The organism is Methylobacillus sp. DLP286 (assembly GCF_056636515.1).
Genome location: NZ_CM153145.1, coordinates 1,256,132 through 1,276,796, shown reverse-complemented (window position 1 = coordinate 1,276,796; position 20,665 = coordinate 1,256,132). Strand labels below are relative to the sequence as shown.

The window sequence follows — 20,665 nt, the reverse complement described above, 5'->3', positions numbered from 1 at the left end:
TTTACAGCGCAAGCCAGTTCTTGACCTGTTCACGCTGGCTGTATTGCGTGAGGTCGATTTGCAGGGGCGTGATGGATATACGGTTCTGGCTCACGGCATGGAAATCCGTGCCGTCCCCGGCATCCTGCGCGCTGCCTGCCGCGCCGATCCAGTAGACCGTCTGGCCGCGCGGCGTGGTGGATTTGATCACAGGCTCCGCCTTGTGTCGCTTGCCGAGGCGCGTGACCTCCGTGCCCTGGATCTGTTCGAACGGCACATCCGGCACGTTGATATTCAGCAGCACGGGCGGCGGAAAGCGGTCCTTCTGGTAACGCTCGACCAGGCCGACCATGAAGCGTGCCGCCGTCTCGAAATGCTGTACGCCGTGGCGCGACATGGAGACGGCAAATGAAGGCACGCCGAGCAGGAAACCCTCGGTGGCCGCGGCGACGGTGCCGGAATAGATGGTGTCGTCCCCCATGTTGGCGCCGTCGTTGATGCCGGAAATCACCATGTCGGGCAATTCGTCGAGCAAGCCCGTCACGGCGAGGTGCACGCAGTCGGTAGGGGTGCCGTTGACATAATAAAAGCCATTGCTGGCTTTATGTACCGACAGCGGACGGTCCAGCGTCAAGGAATTGCTGGCGCCGCTACGGTCGCGCTCGGGGGCGACGACCACGATGTCCGCCACCTTCGCCAAGTGCTGGGCCAGGATATTGAGCCCGGGGGCGAAATAGCCGTCGTCATTGGAAAGAAGAATACGCATTTTTTTATTATAACCGAGTCATGGAGCGCTTTTCACGCCCATCCGACAACAATCGCATAAAAAATGTGACAGGCGGTTTCAGCCGCCGCGCTTGAGCTTGACGGCAGTTTCCGCCAGGCGTTTTCCCAGCGCGATACACAGCGCTTTTTCCTCGGCGCTGATTGGCTGGTCGTTCATCACCCCGGCAAGATGGCTAGCGCCGTAAGGCGTGCCGCCCGTGCTGGTGGCGGCGAGCGCAGGCTCGGAATAGGGCAGGCCCAGCACCAGCATGCCGTGGTGCAGCAAGGGAATCATCATCGAGAGCAGCGTGCTCTCCTGCCCGCCATGCATGGAGGAGGTGGAAGTGAACACCGCGGCAGGCTTGCCGATCAGCGCGCCCTTGAGCCAGAGCCCGCTGGTGCTATCGAGGAAATACTTCATCGGCGCCGCCATATTGCCGAAGCGGGTCGGGCTGCCCAATGCCAATGCCGCGCATTCCTCAAGGTCGGCAAGCTCGACATAAGGGTCGCCGCTCTGCGGAATCTCGGGTTCCGTTGCTTCATGATTGGCCGATACCTTGGGCACCGTGCGCAACCTGGGCTGCGCGCCTTCGACGGAAGCAATGCCGCGCGCGATGAGCTTGGCCATCTCGCGGACGGAACCGTTTTGGGAATAGTAGAGGACGAGTATATTGGTCACGCGAGCTATATAGTGAATATTTGGATCAGGATTAAAGTGTATTGGAGCGCCATGCTAAGTTGTTTTGAGTCGTTGTAAAAGATTATAAGCCTCTTGGATTTCTTTGCATTGCCACATGCAGCTATCTAGAAAAGGGACAATGCTTTCTTCAATATGTTGTACTGGTGTCCGATTTATAAACTCAATAGCTTTTTTTTGATTACAAGCGCGATCTCCTTCTTGGTTAGTTTCATCTGACCATGTAGAAGGTAAGGCTTTAAAGTGGATGGAAGCATTACGTATTTTTTGAGACTCGAATGCCAGTTGACGAATACGTTGTGGTATTGCAATGCCAATGACTGGGAGAAGGAGATCAATTTTTGACTTCAGATCAATTCCGCGAAGTGAGTCAGAAATAACTGAATGAGAGAAACCTCGTATGCGAAGCACCATTCGGATAACAGTATTGATCTCTCCTTCAATAAGTGTATAGATTAGGATGATTGCAGATTCTTGATCATTGCTTTCAATACATTTACGAATGGATGTTAATGTAATTGGAATATGTTCAATATGAATCGCCCCTACTATCCTAGACAGTCGCCAGCCCCTCGAAATAACGCTTTTCATACTCTACTGGCGATAGGCCATTATTGAAACTGTGTCGACGCCTAGGGTTGTAAAACATTTCGATGTAATCAAATATATCCTGGCGGGCAGCTTCTCGATGCTCGTAAATCTTCCGCCGTATCCTTTCCCGCTTCAGCAATTGGAAAAAGCTTTCTGCGACAGCGTTGTCGTGGCAATTGCCTCGTCTACTCATGCTAGGTTTGAGACGGTGCGCTTTTAAAAAAGCCTGCCAATCATAGCTGCTGAACTGACTACCTTGATCTGAGTGGACTAGCACCTCTCCATCTGGTCTCCGCCTCCATACCGCCATCAGCAATGCGCTGATCGCCAAGTCACGATCCATCCTAGGTGCCATTGACCACCCGACGACTTGGCGTGAGAAGAGATCCAGCACGGCAGCCAAATATAACCATCCTTCATGGGTTCGAATATAGGTAATATCCGTCACCCATACTGTGTTGGGAGTGTTCACGTCGAATTGGCGCTCCAGATGATTAGGCGCGACCACAGCGGGCCGTCCGCCAAGCTGACCAGGGCGACGCCGGTAGCCAGTTTGAGAACGTAACCCTTCTTGACGCATCAATCGCGCAACACGGTGCTTGCCACAGGTCTCCCCTAAAGCTCGAAGATCATCTTTGATCTTGCGATAGCCATAAACCCCACCACTCTCCAGCCAGGATTGCTTGATATGGCCTAGCAAGCGCTGGTCTTCTTGCGCTCTTGCAGACTGTGGTGTCTGTTGCCATGCGTAATAACCGCTGGGATGCACACTCATCATGCGACAGAGACGTCGGATAGGGTGAGAGCAGGCGTGCTCTTGAATAAATGCGTACTTTACCCGGACAGCTTGGCAAAGTACGCGGCGGCCTTTTTTAGGATATCTCGCTCATCAGTGACGCGGCGCAGCTCAGCCTGAAGGCGACGGATTTCTGCTTGCTGATTGGAGACGTGCTGTAGTTCGTCTTCAGGCGTGTTGAATCGTTTGATCCAAGCATAAATGCTATGGCTTGAAACGCCCAACCGCTCCGCGACTTCTGCTACTGAAAACTGACGTTCAGTGACTTGCTTGACGGCGGCCTGTTTGAATTCTTCGGTGTAACGTTGTTGCTTGCTCATGATGTCTCCTCAACTTCCATAGTTTGAGGCTCTTGAGCTGTCTAGGAAAGTGGGGGCGATTCATTTGTACGACCTAGACTTTCTAAGATAGACATTAGTTTTTTACGGCTTTTTATTCTCGCAGGATCAATTTTTTTAGTCCCTATCATACGTGCAATAGGCAGAAGAGCCATGCGATGCACTATATCTGTTAATTCGGCGGGATTGAATTGAATGATTTTTTTGTCGGCTGATGACATGAAAATAGTCTATTGGAATCTAAAGGTATAAAGCACATCCACCGCGCTCTCCGACCCAGCTTGCGACACTACCGACCAGTTGCGGCTGATGGTATAGGTTAGCTTGGCGACGTTGAGCAGGCCGGTGAGGCTCTTTTCGTAGCTGAGATAGAGCTTGGAGGACAGGCGCTTGCCGAAGTTGACGGTGGAGCTTTCCACGTCGCTGCCGCCTATGCTGAAGCTGTCGAGGCCGGCGGCGCGGGCCATCCTGGTCTGCAGGGGCACGGAATCGCCCTGGGAGAGCAGGACGCCGGCGGCGAGCGAGAGCATGGCGAACTCGTTCTTGCCTGCCTGGTCGAGGCCGTGGCCCAATACCAGCCAGGAGAGTTTTTCGCTGTCCGGCACGCTGGGGGTTGAAACCAGCTTGACGGTGGGCATCTGCGCATTGCCGGTGATCTCGACACCGGCCTGCACGGTCTGGTTCTGGCGCATGGCGATGATGTTGAGGCCTGGGTTGTCGACGGGGCCGCTGAAGTTGACGATGCCTTTGGTGATGTTGAGCAGTTGTCCATAGGCCATGTAGGTGCCGCCGACGACAATGGAGCCTTCCGCGCGCAAGCTGTCGGGTACGCTGCCCGATAGCGTGAGGATGCCGGTAAGGTAGCCGTCCAGGCCGAAACCGCGCAGCAGGAACTGCTTGCCTGGGTCGACGATGCCGACGACTTCGTCGCCGAGGTTGATCCTGAGCCTGCCGATGGTGAATTGCAGCGGGCTGCTTTCTTCCTCACGCTCGCGTCCGATCACGACAACGTCGTTGCCTAGCTGCGGCGCGCCTTCGGGCGCCAGTTCGATCAAGCCCCGTACGATGCGCAGGTCGCCGTCCAAGGTGAGCTGGTTGTCCTGCAATGTGGTTTTCGCGCTGCCTTTCAGCACTACTGTGCGGTCGGTGCGTTCTGCGGCCGTGAAATCGTCCAGCAGCCAGTCGATTTCCATTTCCGGCTTGCCCGCTGCGAGGCGGATGCCGCCGCTGGCATTGATGGTGCCCTTGCCGCCGGTGAAGCGCAGCGTGTCCAGGGTGAGCCTGTCGCCCGACAACGAGGCGTCAAGCTGGCCGTTGGTGAGGTTGACGCCTTCGGCTGGCAGGCTGACGGTCAGGTTGCGGCCGCGGATGTTGCCGCCGAGGTTGGGGTTGCCGATGCTGCCGTTGGCATTGATGCTGACGTTGAGCGTGCCGTCCGCCTGGACCTCGGCAGAGGGCAGCCAGGCAAGGCTGTTGATGTCCGCCGTCAGGCTGGCTTGCAACGGCGCGTTGCTTTCCAGGCTGAAACTGCCGGCCGAGCTGGTGACGCTGGTATTGAGGCTGCCCGCGATATTGCCCAGCTTGTTGCCGCGGATGCTGGCCGTCAGGTCGACCTGGTTGTCTCGCATCGCCAGCAGCAATTTGACTTCGCTGAGGCCGAGCGGCTGCTCGGGCTGGCCTTCGCGTACCACGACAAGGTCGCCGGATTCGCGCTGCAGCGTGACGGTGCCATTGAGCGATTCCCAGGCATTGATGTCCCATTGTCCTGAAAATACCGGGTTGCCCTTGAGATTGGCGGGCAATGAAAACAGCAGTGGCGGGATGTCCTGCAAGGCCAGTTGCTCAATGCGGCCGTGCGTCTGCAGACCGCTGACGCCTTGCTGTAGCGCATCCAGGCTGATGCGGCCCCGCTTGAACTGCAGGACCAGGTTGTCGATGGCAAGGCCGGTCTCGTCGTAGCGGATGGGGGCCGGGGCCTGCAGTTTTACCGGGGCTTCCGATTGGTATTCGAGTTGCTGCAAGGCGCCTATCCAGGCACCGGTGGTGTCGATGCCGCCGGCGATAGTTGATTGCAGATTCAGCCCGGTACCGGCGGCCTCCAGCTTGAGGACATGTTGCGCGCGGTTGCCGTTCAGGGCGATCTTGCCGTCGATGAAGCTGCCCTGGTTGATGCGCAGGCCCTCGGCATTGAGTGTTGCCGCGAGGTCGCCCATGGTGTGCAGATTGCCGTTGCCGCTGATTTTGCGTGCCGTGATATTGCCCGGCAGGCGCAGGTTTTCCGCGAGCAGCTGGAATTGCGCGCGTAGGTCGTCGAACTCGCCGGCTACCGTGCCGCCGGCTTCGGCCTTGCCGGCAAATGCCGGGCCCAAGGCATTCAATGCAGGCAAGGCGGCTTGCCAGGCGAGGCTGCTGCCGGGTTGACCGAGGCTGCCGTTTGCGGTGATGCGGTTGCCGCCCAGGGCGGCATCCACCTGGATGCTGTCCAGTATGTTGTCGAGCAGGCGCAGGCTGGCCTTGGCCTGCAGTGGCTGGCCGCGCCATTGGCTATCCAGGCTGTTGAACGCCACGGTGATGTCAGCCGCGGGTAGCAGTTTGCCGTTGAGGCTGAGGTCCGCGCTCAGGCGGGCGTCGGTCGCCTGGCCCAATGCTTTCGGGTCCAGGTCGCGCAGGCGGATGTCGAGCTTGAGCGGCAGGTCGCCTTCCAAGGTCACTTCCCCGGCGATATCCAGCTTGCCTGCGGCAGGCAGTGCGCTATCGGCCGCCACCATGGCGGGCAACTGATCCTGCATGGCAAAGAGGTTGTGCATCTCGAAACGCAATGCCTGGAGGTCGCCGGAGAGGATGGTGTTGAGGTCGTAGGGCATGTTGCCTTGCGCCTGGCGCACATGAATGTTGCCGGACAAGGGGAACGGCTTGCGGTTCTGCAGCGCGACTTCGGCCGTGATGTCGCCCCAGGGCGTTTCCGCGCGCGACAGTTGCAGGCGGATAGTGTTGCTGTCCGCCGCCATGTTGAGGGTGACATGCCGCAGCACCTGGCGGCTGTTGCCGGAGACGATCTCGATTTCGTCTATGGATGCCTGCTCCACCTCTATGGGAAACGGCACCTGGATGGTATCGGGCAGCTCGGGCAGGCTGCTGGCAGGCTCGTCGGGCGTATCGTCTGCCGGGGCCTGCTTCATGGTGATGACCAGGCGTTGCGCGTGCAGCCGGTCCACGCGCAGGCGGCCTTCGCGCGTGGGCAGCAGCCTGAGATGGCTGTCGAACTGCAACAGGTCGATCTCCATGTTGCCAGCATCGTAATGCAGGTCCTGCAGGCTGGAGTTGAGCTGGATCAAGGCATATGCCGGGCCGATGCAGGGCAGGAACCACAACAGCAGGATGAGCAGCAGCCGCTTTGCCATCAGAAAGTGACTCCCAGGTTGAAATGCAGCCGGTATTCGCCGGTTTCCTGGCCGCGGGCGATATCGACGCCGATCGGGCCTGCCGGACTCTTGAAGCGGGCACCCAGGCCGTAACCGTATACCGGCTTGAGGTCGCGCGTGTTGTTCGCCGCATTGCCGAAATCCACGAATGCGGCGGCGCCCCATGACTCCGTCAGCCATTGGATCACCTCAATGCTGCCCGTGACCAGGTAGCGCCCGCCGATCACCGCGTCGCCGTCGGCAACGCCCAGGCTCTGGTAGGCATAGCCGCGCACCGATTGGTCGCCGCCGGCGCGGAACAGGTAAGTGGCGGGTGCATTGTCGGCACCGCTGACGATACCGCCTTCGAGCCGGGTGATCAATTGCGTCTTGCGCGTCAGCGGGTAATAGGCCTGTGTCTTGGCATAGCTTTGCAGGAATTTGCCGTTGGCCATCACATCGAGCGGAGCGCTGGTGAACAAGGCGTTGAACAAGTAGCCGCGCGTCGGGTTGAGCTCGTTATCGATGCGGCGCAAGGTGATGCCGTAGGAGATGGTGGCGGCATAGTTGTTCTGGGATTCGCTGCCGTCAATCGCCACGTGCTCCAGCAGGTAGGCGGCTCCTATGGTCTGCTCGAAACTGCGAGGCCCCCACGAGCGCTTTACCCCGGTGCCCAGGGTGGAGGTGGTCTGGCCCTCGATATCCAGGCGGTTGAGGTCGGCATTGAAGCTGTCGCGGTAGCCATTTTTGTCGGTAGGCAGGCGGATCAGGGAATTGATCGATTGCGCTTTCTGCTCGATTTTCAAGGTGTTGGTGAAGCGCCAGCCGCGGTTGAACAGGTTGAGGTCCTGGTAGGTTAGCGTGGTGCGTGCGCCCGTGTTGGTGCTGGCGCCGACGCCGATGCCGACCTGCACCGATTGCATTTCCGTAACGTTGACGACGATGGGCGCGGCTTCCGGGTCGGCATTGTCGGTATGCGACGTGACTTCGACATTGCTGAAATAGCCGCTGGCTTGTAATTCAGATTGGAAAAACAGCAGCCGAGCCTGGCTGTAGGTCTCGCCAGGCTTGATCGGGTTGATGTTCTCGACCAGGCTGCGCGGGTAGCGCTGCAGGCCGTTGATCTCCAGGCTGCCGAAGCGGAAAGGCGCGCCGCTGTCGATTTCCACCATCAGCCTGACCTTGTTGCTGGCAGCGTCGATCTCGGCCTTGCTGTTGGTGATCTTGGCATTGGGGTAGCGCTGCAGCACCAGCCCGCTGAGCAGGCCGCGCTTGGCGCTGGACCAGCGGTCCTGACTGAAGCGCATATCCTGCTTGAGGGACCAGTTTTCAATGAGTTGCGCAGGCTCGGGTTTTTCGCCGCTGGCCTGATTGGTGATATTGCCCGTGAAGCGGATATCGACTTCCTGGACGGTGACCGGGTCGCCAGTCTTGACCGTGAACTTGGCGCGGTTCCTGGTGGTGTTGCCTTCCGTGCTGGTCTCGAGGCTTTGCTCGATGGTGGGCGAGAAATAGCCTTCGGTGGCCAGCAGGTCCTCGATATTGCGCGGGGTTGCCTGCAATAGCCGGTGCCACTCGGCGGTGTTCATGCGCGGGCTGTTGAGCCAGCGCATGATATCTAGGTGTTTCTCCAGCAGGTCGTCGACGGAGGAGGGAGCGTCGATATCGACGCTGTAACGGTTCTCCGCAGCGTGGCCGGTTTGGTTCAAGAGCAGGAACCAGGCCACGAGCGCTAGAGAACAAGCGCGCAAGGCCTGGAAGGATAGAGAAATAACCTGGGCGCAATGAGGGCGTAACAGCGCTAGGATATGGGTTTCTCTAGATCGATTTTGCAAGTGCGCTAGCTTTTCCTGTGTAAGTGGCGGGGGTCAGTTCCAGCAGCGCCTGCTTGGCCTCGGCGGGGATCTTGAGCTCCTGGATGAAGGCATGCAGGGATTCCTTGTTGATGCCGCCCTTGCCGCGCGTGAGCGCCTTGAGCTGTTCGTAAGGGTTGGGCACGCCGTATCGGCGCATCACGGTCTGGATCGGTTCGGCGAGCACTTCCCAATTGTTGTCCAGGTCTTCCTCCAGGCGCTGGCGGTTGACCTCGAGTTTGCCCAGTCCCTTGAGGCAGGAGTCGTAGCCGAGCAGGGCATAGCCCAGCGCGACGCCCATGTTGCGCAGCACGGTGGAATCGGTCAGGTCGCGCTGCCAGCGGGAGATCGGCAGCTTTTCCGCCAGGTGCCGCAGCACGGCGTTGGCCAGGCCCAGGTTGCCTTCGGAGTTCTCGAAGTCGATCGGGTTGACCTTGTGCGGCATGGTGGAGGAACCGACTTCGCCTTCCTTCACCTTCTGCTTGAAGTAGCCCTGGGAGATATAGCCCCAGATGTCGCGGTCGATGTCGATCAGGATGGTGTTGATGCGGGCGACCGTGTCATAAAGTTCCGCCATGTAGTCGTGCGGCTCGATCTGGATGGTGTAGGGGTTGTAGGTCAGGCCAAGGCTCTCGACGAACTTGCGGGCAAAGCTTTCCCAGTCGAACTCGGGATAGGCTGAAAGGTGGGCGTTGAAGTTGCCTACCGCGCCGTTGATCTTGCCGAGGATTTCGTTGCCGGCGAGCTGCTCGCGCTGGCGGCGCAGGCGGTACACCACATTGGCGAGCTCCTTGCCCAGCGTGGTGGGGGAGGCGGTCTGGCCGTGGGTGCGCGACAGCATCGGAGTGTCGGCCAGCTCGTGGGCAAGCTCGGTCAGTCGCGCAATGATGTTGTCGATCGCGGGAACGATGACTGCGTCACGCGCATTCTTCAGCATCAATGCGTGCGACAGGTTGTTGATGTCTTCGGAAGTACAGGCGAAGTGGATGAACTCGCTGACTTCGCGGATTTCGTGGTTGCCGTCGAAATGTTCCTTGAGCCAGTATTCCAGGGCTTTGACGTCGTGGTTGGTGCGGGACTCGATCGCCTTCACCTGCACGGCATCCGCCTCGCCGAAGGCCGCAATCGCCTTGTCCAGCTCTGCGATGGTGCCCGCGCTGAATGGCGCGATTTCCTTGAGTTCCGCTTCGGCAGCGAGGGCCTTGAGCCACTCGACCTCGATCAGTGCACGGAAGCGGATCAGCGCATATTCGCTGAAATAGGGGCGTAACGGATCGAGCTTGGATTGATAGCGGCCATCGAGGGGGGAAAGTGCGTTAAGAGGTGTGAGCTCCATCGGTAAACCTTTTTGCATGGTAGTGAGCGCCGGCGCAAGGGCAACTGTCATGTTAAGCCGCTCTGCCAGCGTTGGAAAAACGTGATTTTACCTGACATCTGCGATTGACAAAATCTCGGCTTCACCCGTTTTTCTCGCGGTGCCCATGCCAGCAGTGTTCATATTGGCGCCCCTTGCTGCGCCAAAGCGGTGCATTGGGCTGGCAGCGCCATTGTTGAGGGTGCCGTGCCTCCCGGGATTCTCCTATGAATCGATGAAGAAAACATGGCTGAGGTGACGAGGTTATGTTGCAGCAACTGCAAAATACATGCGCTATTGACTGGGACGGGTGTAAACAAGATTCATTCTCTAAAAAATCCTGTGAAAACAGGCACGTTCATTGCATGCAGCACATTGCAGGCGATTTATAAGCCAGCCGCAACACTGTATAATTCGCTTATCCAGGCCATGCAAGCCATATTGAGCCAGCGCGAACGCTGCCTTGGAAATGCGCCGCAACGGCGCCATGCGGGAAACAGTCAATATGCGTTGCGCCTACCGCTATCACGAAGTTAATGGAAAACCATGCTAATCGCTTATCGTAAACATGTAGAAGAACGCGCCGCCGCCGGCCTGCCCCCTTTGCCGCTGGATGCAGAGCAAACGGCCGCCCTGGTCGAATTGTTGAAGAATCCTCCCGCCGGCGAGGAGCAGTTCCTCGTCAACCTGCTGGAAAACCGCATCCCCGCCGGGGTGGACCAGGCCGCCTATGTGAAGGCAGCCTTCCTGGCCGATATTGCCAAGGGCGAGGCAATATCGCCGCTGGTTAGCCCGCAACATGCCGTGAAGCTGCTGGGCACCATGCTGGGCGGCTACAACGTGCAGGCCTTGGTCGCCTTGCTGGACGGCCCGCTGGCGGTTGACGTCGTCAAGGCGCTGTCGCACACCATCCTCATGTTCGACGCCTTCCATGACGTGGCCGAGAAAATGAAGGCAGGCAATACCCATGCGAAGACGCTGATCGAGTCCTGGGCCGCCGGGGAGTGGTTCACCAGCCGCCCCAAGCTGCCGGAAGAGATGCGCCTGGTGGTGTTCAAGGTGGACGGCGAAACCAATACCGACGACCTTTCGCCCGCGCAGGAGGCCTGGTCGCGCCCCGACATCCCCTTGCACGCCAAGGCCATGCTCATCAACAAGATGGCAGACGGCTTGCAGACCCTGGAAAAACTCAAGGCGCAAGGCCTGCCGCTGGCTTATGTCGGCGACGTGGTCGGCACTGGCTCTTCGCGCAAGTCCGCGATCAACTCCGTGCAGTGGCACATGGGCAACGATATTCCCTATATCCCCAACAAGCGCACCGCCGGCGTGGTGCTGGGCGGCAAGATCGCGCCTATCTTCTTCAATACCGCGGAAGACTCCGGCGCCCTGCCTATCCAGTGCGACGTGAGCGCGATGAACACGGGCGACGTGATCGTGGTGCGCCCTTACGACGGCAAGGTGCTGAATGCCGCGGGCGAGGAAATCGCCAGCTTCGACCTCGCGCCTTTGACCATGCCGGACGAAGTACGCGCGGGCGGACGCATTCCCTTGATCGTCGGCCGCGGCCTGACCAACAATGCGCGCCAGCTGCTGGGCCTGCCGCCTTCCGACCTGTTCATCCAGCCGGTTGCGCCGGAGGACACCGGCAAGGGCTACACCTTGGCGCAGAAGATGGTGGGACGCGCCTGCGGCCTGCCTGAAGGCAAGGGCGTGCGCCCGGGCACCTATTGCGAACCCAAGATCACCACTGTCGGTTCGCAGGATACGACCGGCGCGATGACGCGCGACGAGCTCAAGGAGCTGGCCTGCCTCGGCTTCTCGGCCGACCTGGTGATGCAGAGCTTCTGCCACACCGCGGCTTATCCCAAGCCTGTGGACATCAAGCTGCAGCACAGCCTGCCGGAATTCATCTCCAGCCGCGGCGGCGTCAGCCTCCGTCCTGGCGACGGCGTGATCCATTCCTGGCTCAACCGCCTGATCCTGCCCGATACCGTCGGCACCGGCGGCGATTCGCACACCCGCTTCCCGATCGGCATTTCCTTCCCGGCCGGTTCCGGCCTGGTGGCGTTCGCCGCCGCGATGGGCGCGATGCCGCTGGACATGCCGGAATCCGTGCTGGTGCGCTTCAAGGGCGAAATGCAGCCCGGCATCACCCTGCGCGACCTGGTGAACGCGATTCCCTATGCCGCGATCCAGAAGGGCGAGCTGACCGTAGGCAAGCAGGGCAAGAAGAATATCTTCAACGGCCGCATCCTCGAAATCGAGGGCTTGCCCGACCTCAAGGTGGAGCAGGCGTTCGAGTTTGCCGACGCTTCCGCCGAGCGCTCGGCCAACGGTTGTACCGTGCACCTGAACAAGGAACCGGTGATCGAGTTCCTCAAGTCGAACATCGTCCTGATGCAGAACATGATAGACAACGGCTATGAAGACGCCCGTACCCTGCAGCGACGTATCGAGGCAATGGAAGCCTGGCTCGCCGATCCGCAACTGCTGGAAGCCGACAAGGATGCCGAATACGCCTACGTGCTCGAGATCGACCTCAACGAAGTCAAGGAGCCGCTGGTGGCCTGTCCGAACGACCCGGACGACATCAAGCCGCTGTCCGCCGTGGTGGGCGACAAGATCGACGAAGTCTTTATCGGCAGCTGCATGACCAATATCGGCCATTACCGCGCCGCGGCCAAAGTGCTGGAAGGCGCGGGCGGCATCCCGACGCGCCTGTGGATCGCGCCGCCTACGCGCATGGACGAAAGCCAGCTGCGCGACGAAGGTGTTTACTCGGTATTCGGCGTGGCTGGTGCGCGTACCGAAGTGCCTGGCTGCTCGCTGTGCATGGGCAACCAGGCGCGTGTGGCTGACCGTGCCACCGTGTTCTCGACCTCGACCCGCAACTTCGACAACCGCATGGGCAAGGATGCGCGCGTGTATCTTGGCTCTGCTGAATTGGCCGCCGTGTGCGCCCGCCTGGGCCGCATCCCGACGCAGGAGGAATACCTGGCGACGGTAGGCGACAAGCTCAGCAAGAATGCCGACAATATCTACAAATACCTCAATTTCGACCAGATGCCGGAATATGCCAAGAAGGTGATCCCGATTTCGGAAATCGCAGGCTAGTTTGTCATCGCATTAAAAAAATCAGCCGCTTGATGCGGCTGTTTTTTTGTCTATGCTATTCGGGAGGTGGGTTCATGCGGGGGAGTAGCTCCAGCGCGGGCTCAACAGCACGATGATGAATGAGACCAGCGAGAGTGTCGCCGCAATATATAAAAAGGCGGGTTCTGTCGACAGCCTTTGTGGGTAGATGGCCTGGGCGGCCCCGAGCCCGGCGATATTGCCGCCCGCGACCAGCACTGCCGCGGCGTAGTCATGGAAGCGGCGCGCCTTGTTTGCGCTGAGGGACCACAGCGGGTCGGTGTTGTAGCTCGGCAAACGTTCGTGGGCGGCATCGAGCTTTTCCAGGCTGGATAGGAACGTGCGCAAATTGGTGATGGCGCATTCCGCCTTGTAATTAAGGAAGGCCAGGCAGATTGAAGCGACCGGGAAGCCCAGGATCAGCCATTCGACGGGCGGGGCATGGTCAGACGGGGACGGGCGCAAGGCCACAAGCGCAGCCAGCAGGCTGACCATCAGGGTTACGTACAGCGCCAGCGCTTGTTGCCTCTGGGCAATCCGCGCGTTGACTTCCTGATATGCCGCAATGAACCTGTAGTTTGCATCGACGATGATAGCCATGTGATTGGTAGGGAGTGATGAACGTACGAGTTATCGTATGTGACAGGTGGTTTTGCGTCAAACCGGCTGCACAGCAACTATTAAAGCCTATCCCCGGTATTGTTGATGATTGCGTTCCAGGATGCATGGTCAAGTGGGCCCATAAGAACGAATAGATAAGGCAGGTTGTCTTGCATGAGGGCAGTGCTCAGATTGAATTAGTGATGGTTTCAGGCATATAACAAGAATGATGCTTGAGCCTATGGATGCCATTCAAAAAGGTGTTTGTTTTATAACTTTATGATATTTAATGGTTATTGTGAGTATTCGGCTGGTGTAAAGGAGCCATTGGGATGAAGACTCTAGTTTCTGTCGTGCTGTTTTTAAGCTGCGGAGTATTGTTTGCAGCAGAAGCTGCACCCAAGCTGCCAGTCCAGGTGGAATATATCTCGCCGGAGAGGTTCACGGATATTTCCAGCACCAACCACGGGCCGCCCAACCCCAATTATCTTGACCAGTTGCGCAAGCACGTTGAAAAGAAGGCGGCGGGTTATCTGCGCCCGGGCGAACAGCTGACGATATCGATCAAGGATATTGATATGGCGGGCGGCTTCGAGCCCTGGATCATGCCGATCAATCCCGACGTGCGCATGGTGCGGGATATTTATCCGCCACGCATCGTGTTGAATTACGAATTGCGGGATGGCGATGGGAAAGTGCTGCAGGCTGGCGATGAAAAATTGAGCAACCCAGCGTTTTTGCTCAACCCGCGTCCCAATAGCCTGGATAACATGCGCCATGAGAAAGCGTTGCTGGACGGCTGGTTGAGCAAGGTATTTTCCGGGCGCGCTGGCAATTAGTCTATGGAGGCATGGTCATGACCTTGGATTGGGAAAGCGCGACGCCGCTGGCCTCGCTATTGGGGGGAGGACTGATCGGGCTGTCCGCTGTGCTGCTGGTGGTGGCGAATGGCAAAGTTGCCGGTATCAGCGGCATTCTGGCGGGTCTGCTGCAAAAGGTGAACCAGCGCAATGCCTGGAGGCTTGCGTTTCTCCTGGGCCTGCTGTTCGCGCCTATTGCCTATGAGGTTTTATGGGGAATGCCGGAGATCGTGGTAACAACGGACAAGGGGCTGCTGATCAGCGCCGGGATACTGGTCGGGTTTGGCACGCGCCTGGGTAATGGTTGCACCAGCGGTCACGGCGTGTGCGGCATTGCCAGGCTTTCCCTGCGCTCGATCGCGGCAACGGCGGTCTTCATGGCGACGGCGATGTTGACGGTGTGGATAGGCCGTTGGGTCTAGGAGGAAATACATGCCCTTGATGACTGCGCTGGTTGCCGGTTTTCTGTTTGGCTTGGGCTTGATCGTCTCCGGGATGGTCAACCCGCAGAAAGTGCTGGCATTTCTTGATATTGCCGGGCGATGGGACCCGTCATTGGCCTTTGTGATGCTGGGCGCGATCCCGGTCGCGGCCGTCGGTTTTTTCAAAATGCGTTTGCGTCAGCGCACTTTCCTGGGCCAGGAGGTGCAGATTCCGGAACCCGGGCTCATCGACGCCAGGCTGTTGATAGGCGCAGGATTGTTCGGGATAGGGTGGGGAATGGTCGGATACTGCCCCGGGCCTGCTTTGGCCGGCGTGGGGGCAGGCGGCGCCAGCGCTGTGGTCTTTGTCGGTGCCATGGTGGTCGGCATGTGCTTTTACCGGTTCCTCGATAGCCTGTTCCCCGGGAAATGAAATGTCCGGCAGCAGGCTTGTGCATGCTGCCGGCAGTTGCTTAATGCTTGTTGTCGTCCGGATGCGCCATGATGCGGTCGATCCAGGCGATGGAGACGGCTGAGGCAATGAAGGCCATATGGATGACGGTTTGCCAGATCAGGGTCTTGTCGTCCAGGTTCTCGACGTTGATGAAGGTCTTGAGCAGGTGGATCGATGAGATGCCGATGATGGACATCGCCAGCTTCACCTTGAGCAGGTTGGCATTGACGTGCGACAGCCAATCCGGCTCGTCGGGGTGCCCCTTGAGGTTGAGGCGCGAGACGAAGGTTTCGTAGCCGCCGATAATGACCATGATCAGTAGGTTGGAGATCATCACCACGTCGATCAGGCCCAGCACCATGAGCATGATGTCGGCCTCGTGCAGTTGCGGCAGGCGCTCGATCAGGTGCGCCAGTTCCTTCATGAAATGGATGACATAAACCACTTGCGCCACGATCAGGCCCAGGTAGAGCGGCAATTGCAGCCAGCGGCTGCCGAACAGTATGGCGCTCAACGGACTCATTCTGGTTTTAGGCGGGGATTGCATGCTTGTTTCCTTTCTTGCTGGATAAAACGATTCGATGATCTAAAGCTGGGAGATGCTTCAGGGAGTATGGTGTCGCAGGGCGTATCCGGCACCGTCGTCCAATGCCAGTTTCTCCGCCAGGTAAGGCAGGGTTTGTTGCAGCGTGTCCGGCAACGTCCACGGCGGATTGATCACGAACATGCCGCTGCCGTGCATGCCGAAACCGTCCGCGGCGGGGGCGTGGATGCTGAGCGTCGCATGCAGCCAGCTGGCGGCGCCGAGCTTGGCCAGCCTGTCGGTCAGCAGGTCGACCTCGGGGCGCTGCAATAATGGGTACCAGAGCAGATAAGTGCCCGTGGCAAAGCGCTGCAGGCTGTCCTTCAACGCTTCGATGACGCGCTGGTAATCGCGCTTTTCCTCGTAGGGCGGGTCGATCAGCACCACCGCCCGGCGCGGTGGCGGCGGCAGCAGGGCTTTCAGGCCCGCAAACCCATCCTGTTGTTCGACCAGCACCTCGCGGCCTGCCGGCTTGAAATGCTGCCTGAGCAGTTTCACGTCGCTTGGGTGCAGTTCGAACAAGCGTGCGCGGTCGCTGCCGCGCAACAACTCCTGCGCAACGGCGGGGGAGCCAGGGTAATGCTTGAGCGCCTTGCCGCGGTTGATGTGTTTGATCAGCTCGATAAAGGATTGCAGCGAGTCAGGCAGGTCGTTGCATTCCCATAGCCGCGCGATACCTTGCTCGAACTCGGCATTCTGTACCGCATAGCCGTGGTCCAGCGCATACATGCCGGCGCCGGCGTGCGTGTCGATGTACCAGTAGGGTTTGTCCTTTTGATTGGCGTAGGCCAGCACTTGGTGCAATACGAAATGCTTGAGGACATCGGCATGGTTGCCGGCATGGAATGCGTGACGATAACTGAGCATGAGCAGGGATTGGCAATAACTGGCGACATTATAAAGGACGGGCCGGCCGGTATTGTGTTTTATCCATGAAATTTCTACTCCGCCATTATGGCGCGGAGACGGTGGCATACGCGACAGATATTTACAGCCGCGGCTTTTTAATTGCTGCCATGCCTGCTAGCATTACACCCTTATGGGCGCTCATCATCATCACGATCATTCACATGCGCGCGGAGGCAGCCAGCCTTCCCTGTTGCTCCCTTTGCTCCTGATCGCCGGGTTTGCCGTGGTCGAGGCTGTCGGCGGCTGGTGGACGGGTTCATTGGCCTTGCTCAGCGACGCCGGCCACATGGTGTCGGACGCCTTCGCCCTGGCGCTCGCCTGGCTGGGCGGCTGGATCGCCCGCAAGCCGGCCACGCGCAAGCATAATTTTGGCCTGGTGCGCGCCGAAGTCATTGTCGCGTTGTTGAACGCATTGCTGATGCTGGCGGTGATCGCCGGCATTGCCTATGAGGCCGTGCAGCGTCTTGCCGACCCCCGGCCGGTGCAAGGTGGGGAAGTGATGCTGATCGCGTTTGTCGGCATGCTCGTCAACATCGTCGTGGCATTGATATTGCACAAGGGACACAGCAGCTTGAACAGCCGCGCGGCCTTGCTGCACGTGCTGGGCGACTTGCTCGGCTCGGTAGTGGCGATCGTGGCCGGGGCGGTGATTTACTTCACGGGCTGGATGCCGATCGACCCCATACTGTCCATCTTCATCTCGGTGTTGATCCTGGTCTCCACCTTGCGCCTGCTGGGCGAAGTGCTGCACGTGCTGATGGAAGGCGTGCCGCCGCATATCGATATCCAGGCCGTAGAGCATGCCATGACCGTAAGCGACAAGGTTCAGGGCGTGCATCACTTGCATATCTGGTCGCTTTCCTCGGAAAAAACCGCGCTGTCGGCCCATATCGTGCTGGAGGACATGCACGACTGGCATGAGGTCTTGAACAACCTGGGGCATATGCTCCATGACCGCTTCAACATCGAGCATGTCACGCTGCAGCCGGAAACCAGGAGCGCACATAGCAATGCCAACGCCAATTGCTGGCTGACGAGCAATACTGGCCATCTTCATGACCATGATCATGAGCACGATCATCCGCATGAGCATGGCCATGCGCATTGAGCCCCGGACTGAATCTGACAACCCACGCCAGGAGAATAAGCAAATGCCTTACGTCGACATCAAGGTAGCGGGTACATTGACCCGCGAGCAAAAGGCCAAGATTGCGGAAGAAATCACGGATACGCTGGAACGTATCGCCAAGAAGCCCAAGTCCTATACCTACATCACCTTTGAAGAGGTGGCGGGGGAAAATTGGGCCGTGGCGGGCGAGTTGCTGGATAGCGATTAAGCCGTTGCCCTGTCCTATTGAGTTGATGCTGCTGGCCGCCTGACGGCCAGGAATCCCTATGTTCGACCCCAAACCGGTACTGAAAAACCTACCCAACCTGCCTGGCGTGTATCGCATGATCAATGCCCAGGACGAAGTGATCTATGTAGGCAAGGCCCGCGACCTCAAGAAGCGGGTGTCGTCCTATTTCCAGAAAAACCTGCCGTCCCCGCGCACGCGGCTCATGGTGTCCAATATCGCGCGCATCGAAACCACGGTGACGCGCTCTGAGGCGGAAGCGCTACTGCTGGAGAACAACCTCATCAAGGGCTTCATGCCGCGCTACAACGTGCTATTCCGCGACGACAAATCCTACCCCTATATCGCCCTGACCGGGGATGCCTTTCCGCGTCTGGCTTTCCACCGCGGCGCGCAACGCAAGGGCAGCAGCTATTTCGGCCCGTTCCCCAATGCGGTGGCGGTGCGCGAAAGCATCCAGCTCCTGCAGAAGGTATTCCGCCTGCGCACTTGCGAGAATACCGTGTTCGCCAACCGTTCAAGGCCTTGCCTCCTGCACCAGATCGAGCGCTGCACCGCGCCTTGCGTCGGCTTCATCACGGAAGAGGATTACCGCCGAGACGTGATGCACGCCAGCCTGTTCCTGCAAGGCAAGGAGCAGCAGGTGATGGACGAACTCGGCGAGAAGATGAACGAAGCCGCCGAGCAGATGGAGTATGAACTTGCGGCCGTGTACCGCGACCGCATCCAGAGCCTGCGCCAGGTGCAGGCCAAGCAGTTCGTCAGCGACTTCAACGTCAGCGATGCCGACGTGATCGCCTGCGCCGAGCTGCAAGGGCAATGGTGCGTGAACCTGGTCGTGATCCGCGGCGGCCATCACCTCGGCGACAAGAGCTTCTTTCCCAAGAATGCAGACGGCGCCGACCTGGAAACCACGATGGAGGCCTTCCTCGAGCAGCATTACATGGCGGGCGCGATCCCGCCGTTGCTGATCGTGGGCGCGCCGCTGGAAACCACCGCAATGGAGGAAGTGTTCAGCGAGCAGGCGGGCCGCAAGATCAAGATCAACACCAACCCCATCGGCGACAAGCGCGTCTGGCTCAAGATGGCGCAAACCAATGCCGAACTGGCCCTGAGCCAGCGCGCTGCCCAGCAGGCCAACCAGCAGCTTAGGCTGAATGCCTTGCGCGAGGCGCTGGACCTGCCGGAGAACACTGAGCGCATCGAGTGTTTCGATATCAGCCACACCATGGGCGAGGCGACGGTGGCCTCCTGCGTGGTATTCGACAAGGGCAACATGCAGAACTCGGAGTATCGCCGGTACAATATCACTGGCATTACGCCGGGAGACGACTATGCGGCGATGCGCGACGCGCTGACGCGGCGTTACCGCAAGGTGGCGGCCGGGGAGGGCAAGCGTCCTGACCTGGTGTTCATCGATGGCGGCAAGGGGCAATTGGGCGTGGCGGTCGAAGTCATGAACGAAGTCGGCCTGCCGGACATCCAACTGGTCGGCATCGCCAAGGGCGAGGAACGCAAGCCGGGACTGGAGCAGATGTTCTTTCCCGAGCGCGAATACCCGGTGGGCTTGAAGAAGGACCATCCCGGGCTGCACCTGTTGCAGCAGATCCGCGACGAGGCGCACCGCTTTGCCATTACCGGCCATCGCGCCAAGCGCGGCAAGGCGCGCATGCATTCCAGCCTGGAGGATATCAGCGGCATAGGCGCCAAGCGCCGCAAGAGCCTGCTGATGCGGTTTGGCGGCCTGGATGGCGTCAAGAATGCCAGCGTGGACGAAATTGCACAGGTGGATGGCATCAGCCATGCGCTGGCGCAGAAAATTTATGAGGAGTTGCACTGATGGTCTGGAATGTCCCCAATAGCCTGACGGTGATGCGCATCCTATGCATCCCGCTTTTTGTCGGGATATTCTATTTCCCGGAAAGTACCTTGCCCATGCACGACAAAAACGTGCTGGCGACGTTCATTTTCGCCTTCGCCGCCATCACCGACTGGTTCGACGGCTACCTGGCGCGCGCGCTCAACCAGACTTCGGCATTCGGCGCCTTCCTCGACCCGGTCGCGGACAAGCTGATGGTGGCGGCCGCCTTGGTGCTGCTGATCGAGCTCGACCGCGTCGGCGCGGTGGTCGCCTTGATCATCATCGGGCGCGAAATTGCGATCAGCGCCTTGCGGGAATGGATGGCGGGGGTAGGCGAGCGCGGCAGCGTCGCCGTCGCGTTCATCGGCAAGGTCAAGACGGCGGTGCAGATGGCGGCCATCCTGTTCCTGCTGTACTACGATCCATTGGGGCCGCTGAATATCAGTTTTTACGGCGAGGCGCTGATTTACATCGCAGCGTTTTTGACATTGGTGTCAATGGCTTACTATTTGAAGGCCGCATGGCCTCGCATGAAGGCTGGTTGATCGGGCTGAAATACGCTTGACACACGCCTGAAAATCCTTAGAATAGCGCCTTCTTTCGATGCGGGAATAGCTCAGTTGGTAGAGCGCAACCTTGCCAAGGTTGAGGTCGCGAGTTCGAGACTCGTTTCCCGCTCCAGGATTTAAAAGGGAAAGTGGCTGCAAGCACTTTC

Annotated in this window: 18 protein-coding genes and 1 tRNA gene; 9 read left to right on the top strand and 10 right to left on the bottom strand. The window is 59.0% G+C overall.

Annotation, left to right across the window (positions count from 1 at the left end):
* Window position 1: 1 nt before the first annotated feature.
* The 7 genes from surE to purB all read right to left on the bottom strand — a co-directional run bounded on the left by surE (window position 2) and on the right by purB (window position 9,756).
* The gene (surE, locus tag ACWXTG_RS06085) at window positions 2–745 is read right to left on the bottom strand and encodes a 5'/3'-nucleotidase SurE (protein WP_309566806.1); all 744 of its coding nucleotides are present in this window, start codon (window positions 743–745) and stop codon (window positions 2–4) included.
* 78 nt (window positions 746–823) lie between these two features.
* The gene (gene wrbA, locus ACWXTG_RS06080; protein ID WP_480221060.1) at window positions 824–1,423 is read right to left on the bottom strand and encodes an NAD(P)H:quinone oxidoreductase; all 600 of its coding nucleotides are present in this window, start codon (window positions 1,421–1,423) and stop codon (window positions 824–826) included.
* 54 nt (window positions 1,424–1,477) lie between these two features.
* Window positions 1,478–2,032: a hypothetical protein gene (locus ACWXTG_RS06075; protein WP_480221059.1), complete on the bottom strand. Its 555-nt coding sequence runs from the start codon at window positions 2,030–2,032 to the stop codon at window positions 1,478–1,480.
* Window positions 1,995–3,148 (bottom strand): IS3 family transposase gene (locus tag ACWXTG_RS06070; protein WP_480220557.1). Its coding sequence is split into 2 segments (ribosomal slippage): window positions 1,995–2,908 and window positions 2,908–3,148, totalling 1,155 coding nucleotides; the frame shifts between segments, so codons are not numbered across the junction. Before ACWXTG_RS06070 ends, ACWXTG_RS06075 begins: the two co-directional genes overlap by 38 nt.
* 248 nt (window positions 3,149–3,396) lie before the next feature.
* Window positions 3,397–6,567, bottom strand: coding sequence for a translocation/assembly module TamB domain-containing protein (locus tag ACWXTG_RS06065; protein ID WP_480221058.1), 3,171 nt, complete (start codon window positions 6,565–6,567; stop codon window positions 3,397–3,399).
* On the bottom strand, window positions 6,567–8,276 hold the full coding sequence (locus ACWXTG_RS06060) for an autotransporter assembly complex protein TamA (RefSeq protein ID WP_480221057.1): 1,710 nt from the start codon (window positions 8,274–8,276) through the stop codon (window positions 6,567–6,569). Before ACWXTG_RS06060 ends, ACWXTG_RS06065 begins: the two co-directional genes overlap by 1 nt.
* A 109-nt stretch (window positions 8,277–8,385) precedes the next feature.
* Window positions 8,386–9,756 (bottom strand): adenylosuccinate lyase, encoded by a 1,371-nt coding sequence (gene purB / locus ACWXTG_RS06055; RefSeq protein WP_309566854.1) that lies wholly within the window; start codon window positions 9,754–9,756, stop codon window positions 8,386–8,388.
* Window positions 9,757–10,320: 564 nt separating this feature from the next.
* On the opposite strand from purB, the gene acnB reads away from it, so the two are divergent.
* The gene (acnB, locus tag ACWXTG_RS06050) at window positions 10,321–12,888 is read left to right on the top strand and encodes a bifunctional aconitate hydratase 2/2-methylisocitrate dehydratase (RefSeq protein ID WP_480221056.1); all 2,568 of its coding nucleotides are present in this window, start codon (window positions 10,321–10,323) and stop codon (window positions 12,886–12,888) included.
* A gap of 72 nt (window positions 12,889–12,960) precedes the next feature.
* Here the strand turns inward: acnB and ACWXTG_RS06045 are convergent, their stop codons facing one another.
* Window positions 12,961–13,506, bottom strand: a complete 546-nt coding sequence (locus tag ACWXTG_RS06045) for a hypothetical protein (protein WP_309566813.1) — start codon at window positions 13,504–13,506, stop codon at window positions 12,961–12,963.
* 332 nt (window positions 13,507–13,838) lie between these two features.
* Here ACWXTG_RS06045 and ACWXTG_RS06040 point away from each other — a divergent pair, with 332 nt between their 5' ends.
* From ACWXTG_RS06040 to ACWXTG_RS06030, 3 genes are read left to right on the top strand one after another with little or no spacing between them, the layout of a single operon-like run.
* Window positions 13,839–14,345, top strand: coding sequence for a DUF3016 domain-containing protein (locus ACWXTG_RS06040; RefSeq protein WP_480221055.1), 507 nt, complete (start codon window positions 13,839–13,841; stop codon window positions 14,343–14,345).
* A gap of 17 nt (window positions 14,346–14,362) precedes the next feature.
* Entirely contained in the window at window positions 14,363–14,788 is a 426-nt protein-coding gene (locus ACWXTG_RS06035) for a YeeE/YedE family protein (RefSeq protein ID WP_480221054.1), read from the top strand.
* Between the two features lie 10 nt (window positions 14,789–14,798).
* Window positions 14,799–15,221 carry a DUF6691 family protein gene (locus tag ACWXTG_RS06030; RefSeq protein WP_480221053.1) on the top strand — a complete coding sequence of 141 codons (423 nt, stop codon included), beginning with the start codon at window positions 14,799–14,801 and terminating at the stop codon, window positions 15,219–15,221.
* A 40-nt stretch (window positions 15,222–15,261) separates the two neighbouring features.
* Here the strand turns inward: ACWXTG_RS06030 and ACWXTG_RS06025 are convergent, their stop codons facing one another.
* Together ACWXTG_RS06025 and ACWXTG_RS06020 are read right to left on the bottom strand one after the other, a co-directional pair.
* Window positions 15,262–15,789: a TIGR00645 family protein gene (locus ACWXTG_RS06025; protein WP_480221052.1), complete on the bottom strand. Its 528-nt coding sequence runs from the start codon at window positions 15,787–15,789 to the stop codon at window positions 15,262–15,264.
* A 57-nt stretch (window positions 15,790–15,846) separates the two neighbouring features.
* Window positions 15,847–16,692, bottom strand: a complete 846-nt coding sequence (locus ACWXTG_RS06020) for a 23S rRNA (adenine(2030)-N(6))-methyltransferase RlmJ (RefSeq protein ID WP_407993750.1) — start codon at window positions 16,690–16,692, stop codon at window positions 15,847–15,849.
* A gap of 172 nt (window positions 16,693–16,864) precedes the next feature.
* Between ACWXTG_RS06020 and ACWXTG_RS06015 the strand changes: the two genes are divergently transcribed.
* From ACWXTG_RS06015 to ACWXTG_RS05995, 5 genes are all read left to right on the top strand, one after another.
* Window positions 16,865–17,842 carry a cation diffusion facilitator family transporter gene (locus ACWXTG_RS06015; protein ID WP_480221051.1) on the top strand — a complete coding sequence of 326 codons (978 nt, stop codon included), beginning with the start codon at window positions 16,865–16,867 and terminating at the stop codon, window positions 17,840–17,842.
* Window positions 17,843–17,885: 43 nt separating this feature from the next.
* A complete protein-coding gene (locus ACWXTG_RS06010) occupies window positions 17,886–18,071 on the top strand; it encodes a tautomerase family protein (RefSeq protein WP_309566820.1) in 186 nt (61 codons plus the stop codon).
* Between the two features lie 58 nt (window positions 18,072–18,129).
* Window positions 18,130–19,929: an excinuclease ABC subunit UvrC gene (gene uvrC / locus ACWXTG_RS06005; RefSeq protein WP_480221050.1), complete on the top strand. Its 1,800-nt coding sequence runs from the start codon at window positions 18,130–18,132 to the stop codon at window positions 19,927–19,929.
* Window positions 19,929–20,495 carry a CDP-diacylglycerol--glycerol-3-phosphate 3-phosphatidyltransferase gene (gene pgsA, locus ACWXTG_RS06000; protein ID WP_309566822.1) on the top strand — a complete coding sequence of 189 codons (567 nt, stop codon included), beginning with the start codon at window positions 19,929–19,931 and terminating at the stop codon, window positions 20,493–20,495. The genes uvrC and pgsA overlap by 1 nt, the downstream gene beginning before the upstream one ends.
* A gap of 60 nt (window positions 20,496–20,555) precedes the next feature.
* Window positions 20,556–20,631, top strand: a tRNA-Gly gene (locus ACWXTG_RS05995).
* Window positions 20,632–20,665 lie beyond the last annotated feature (34 nt).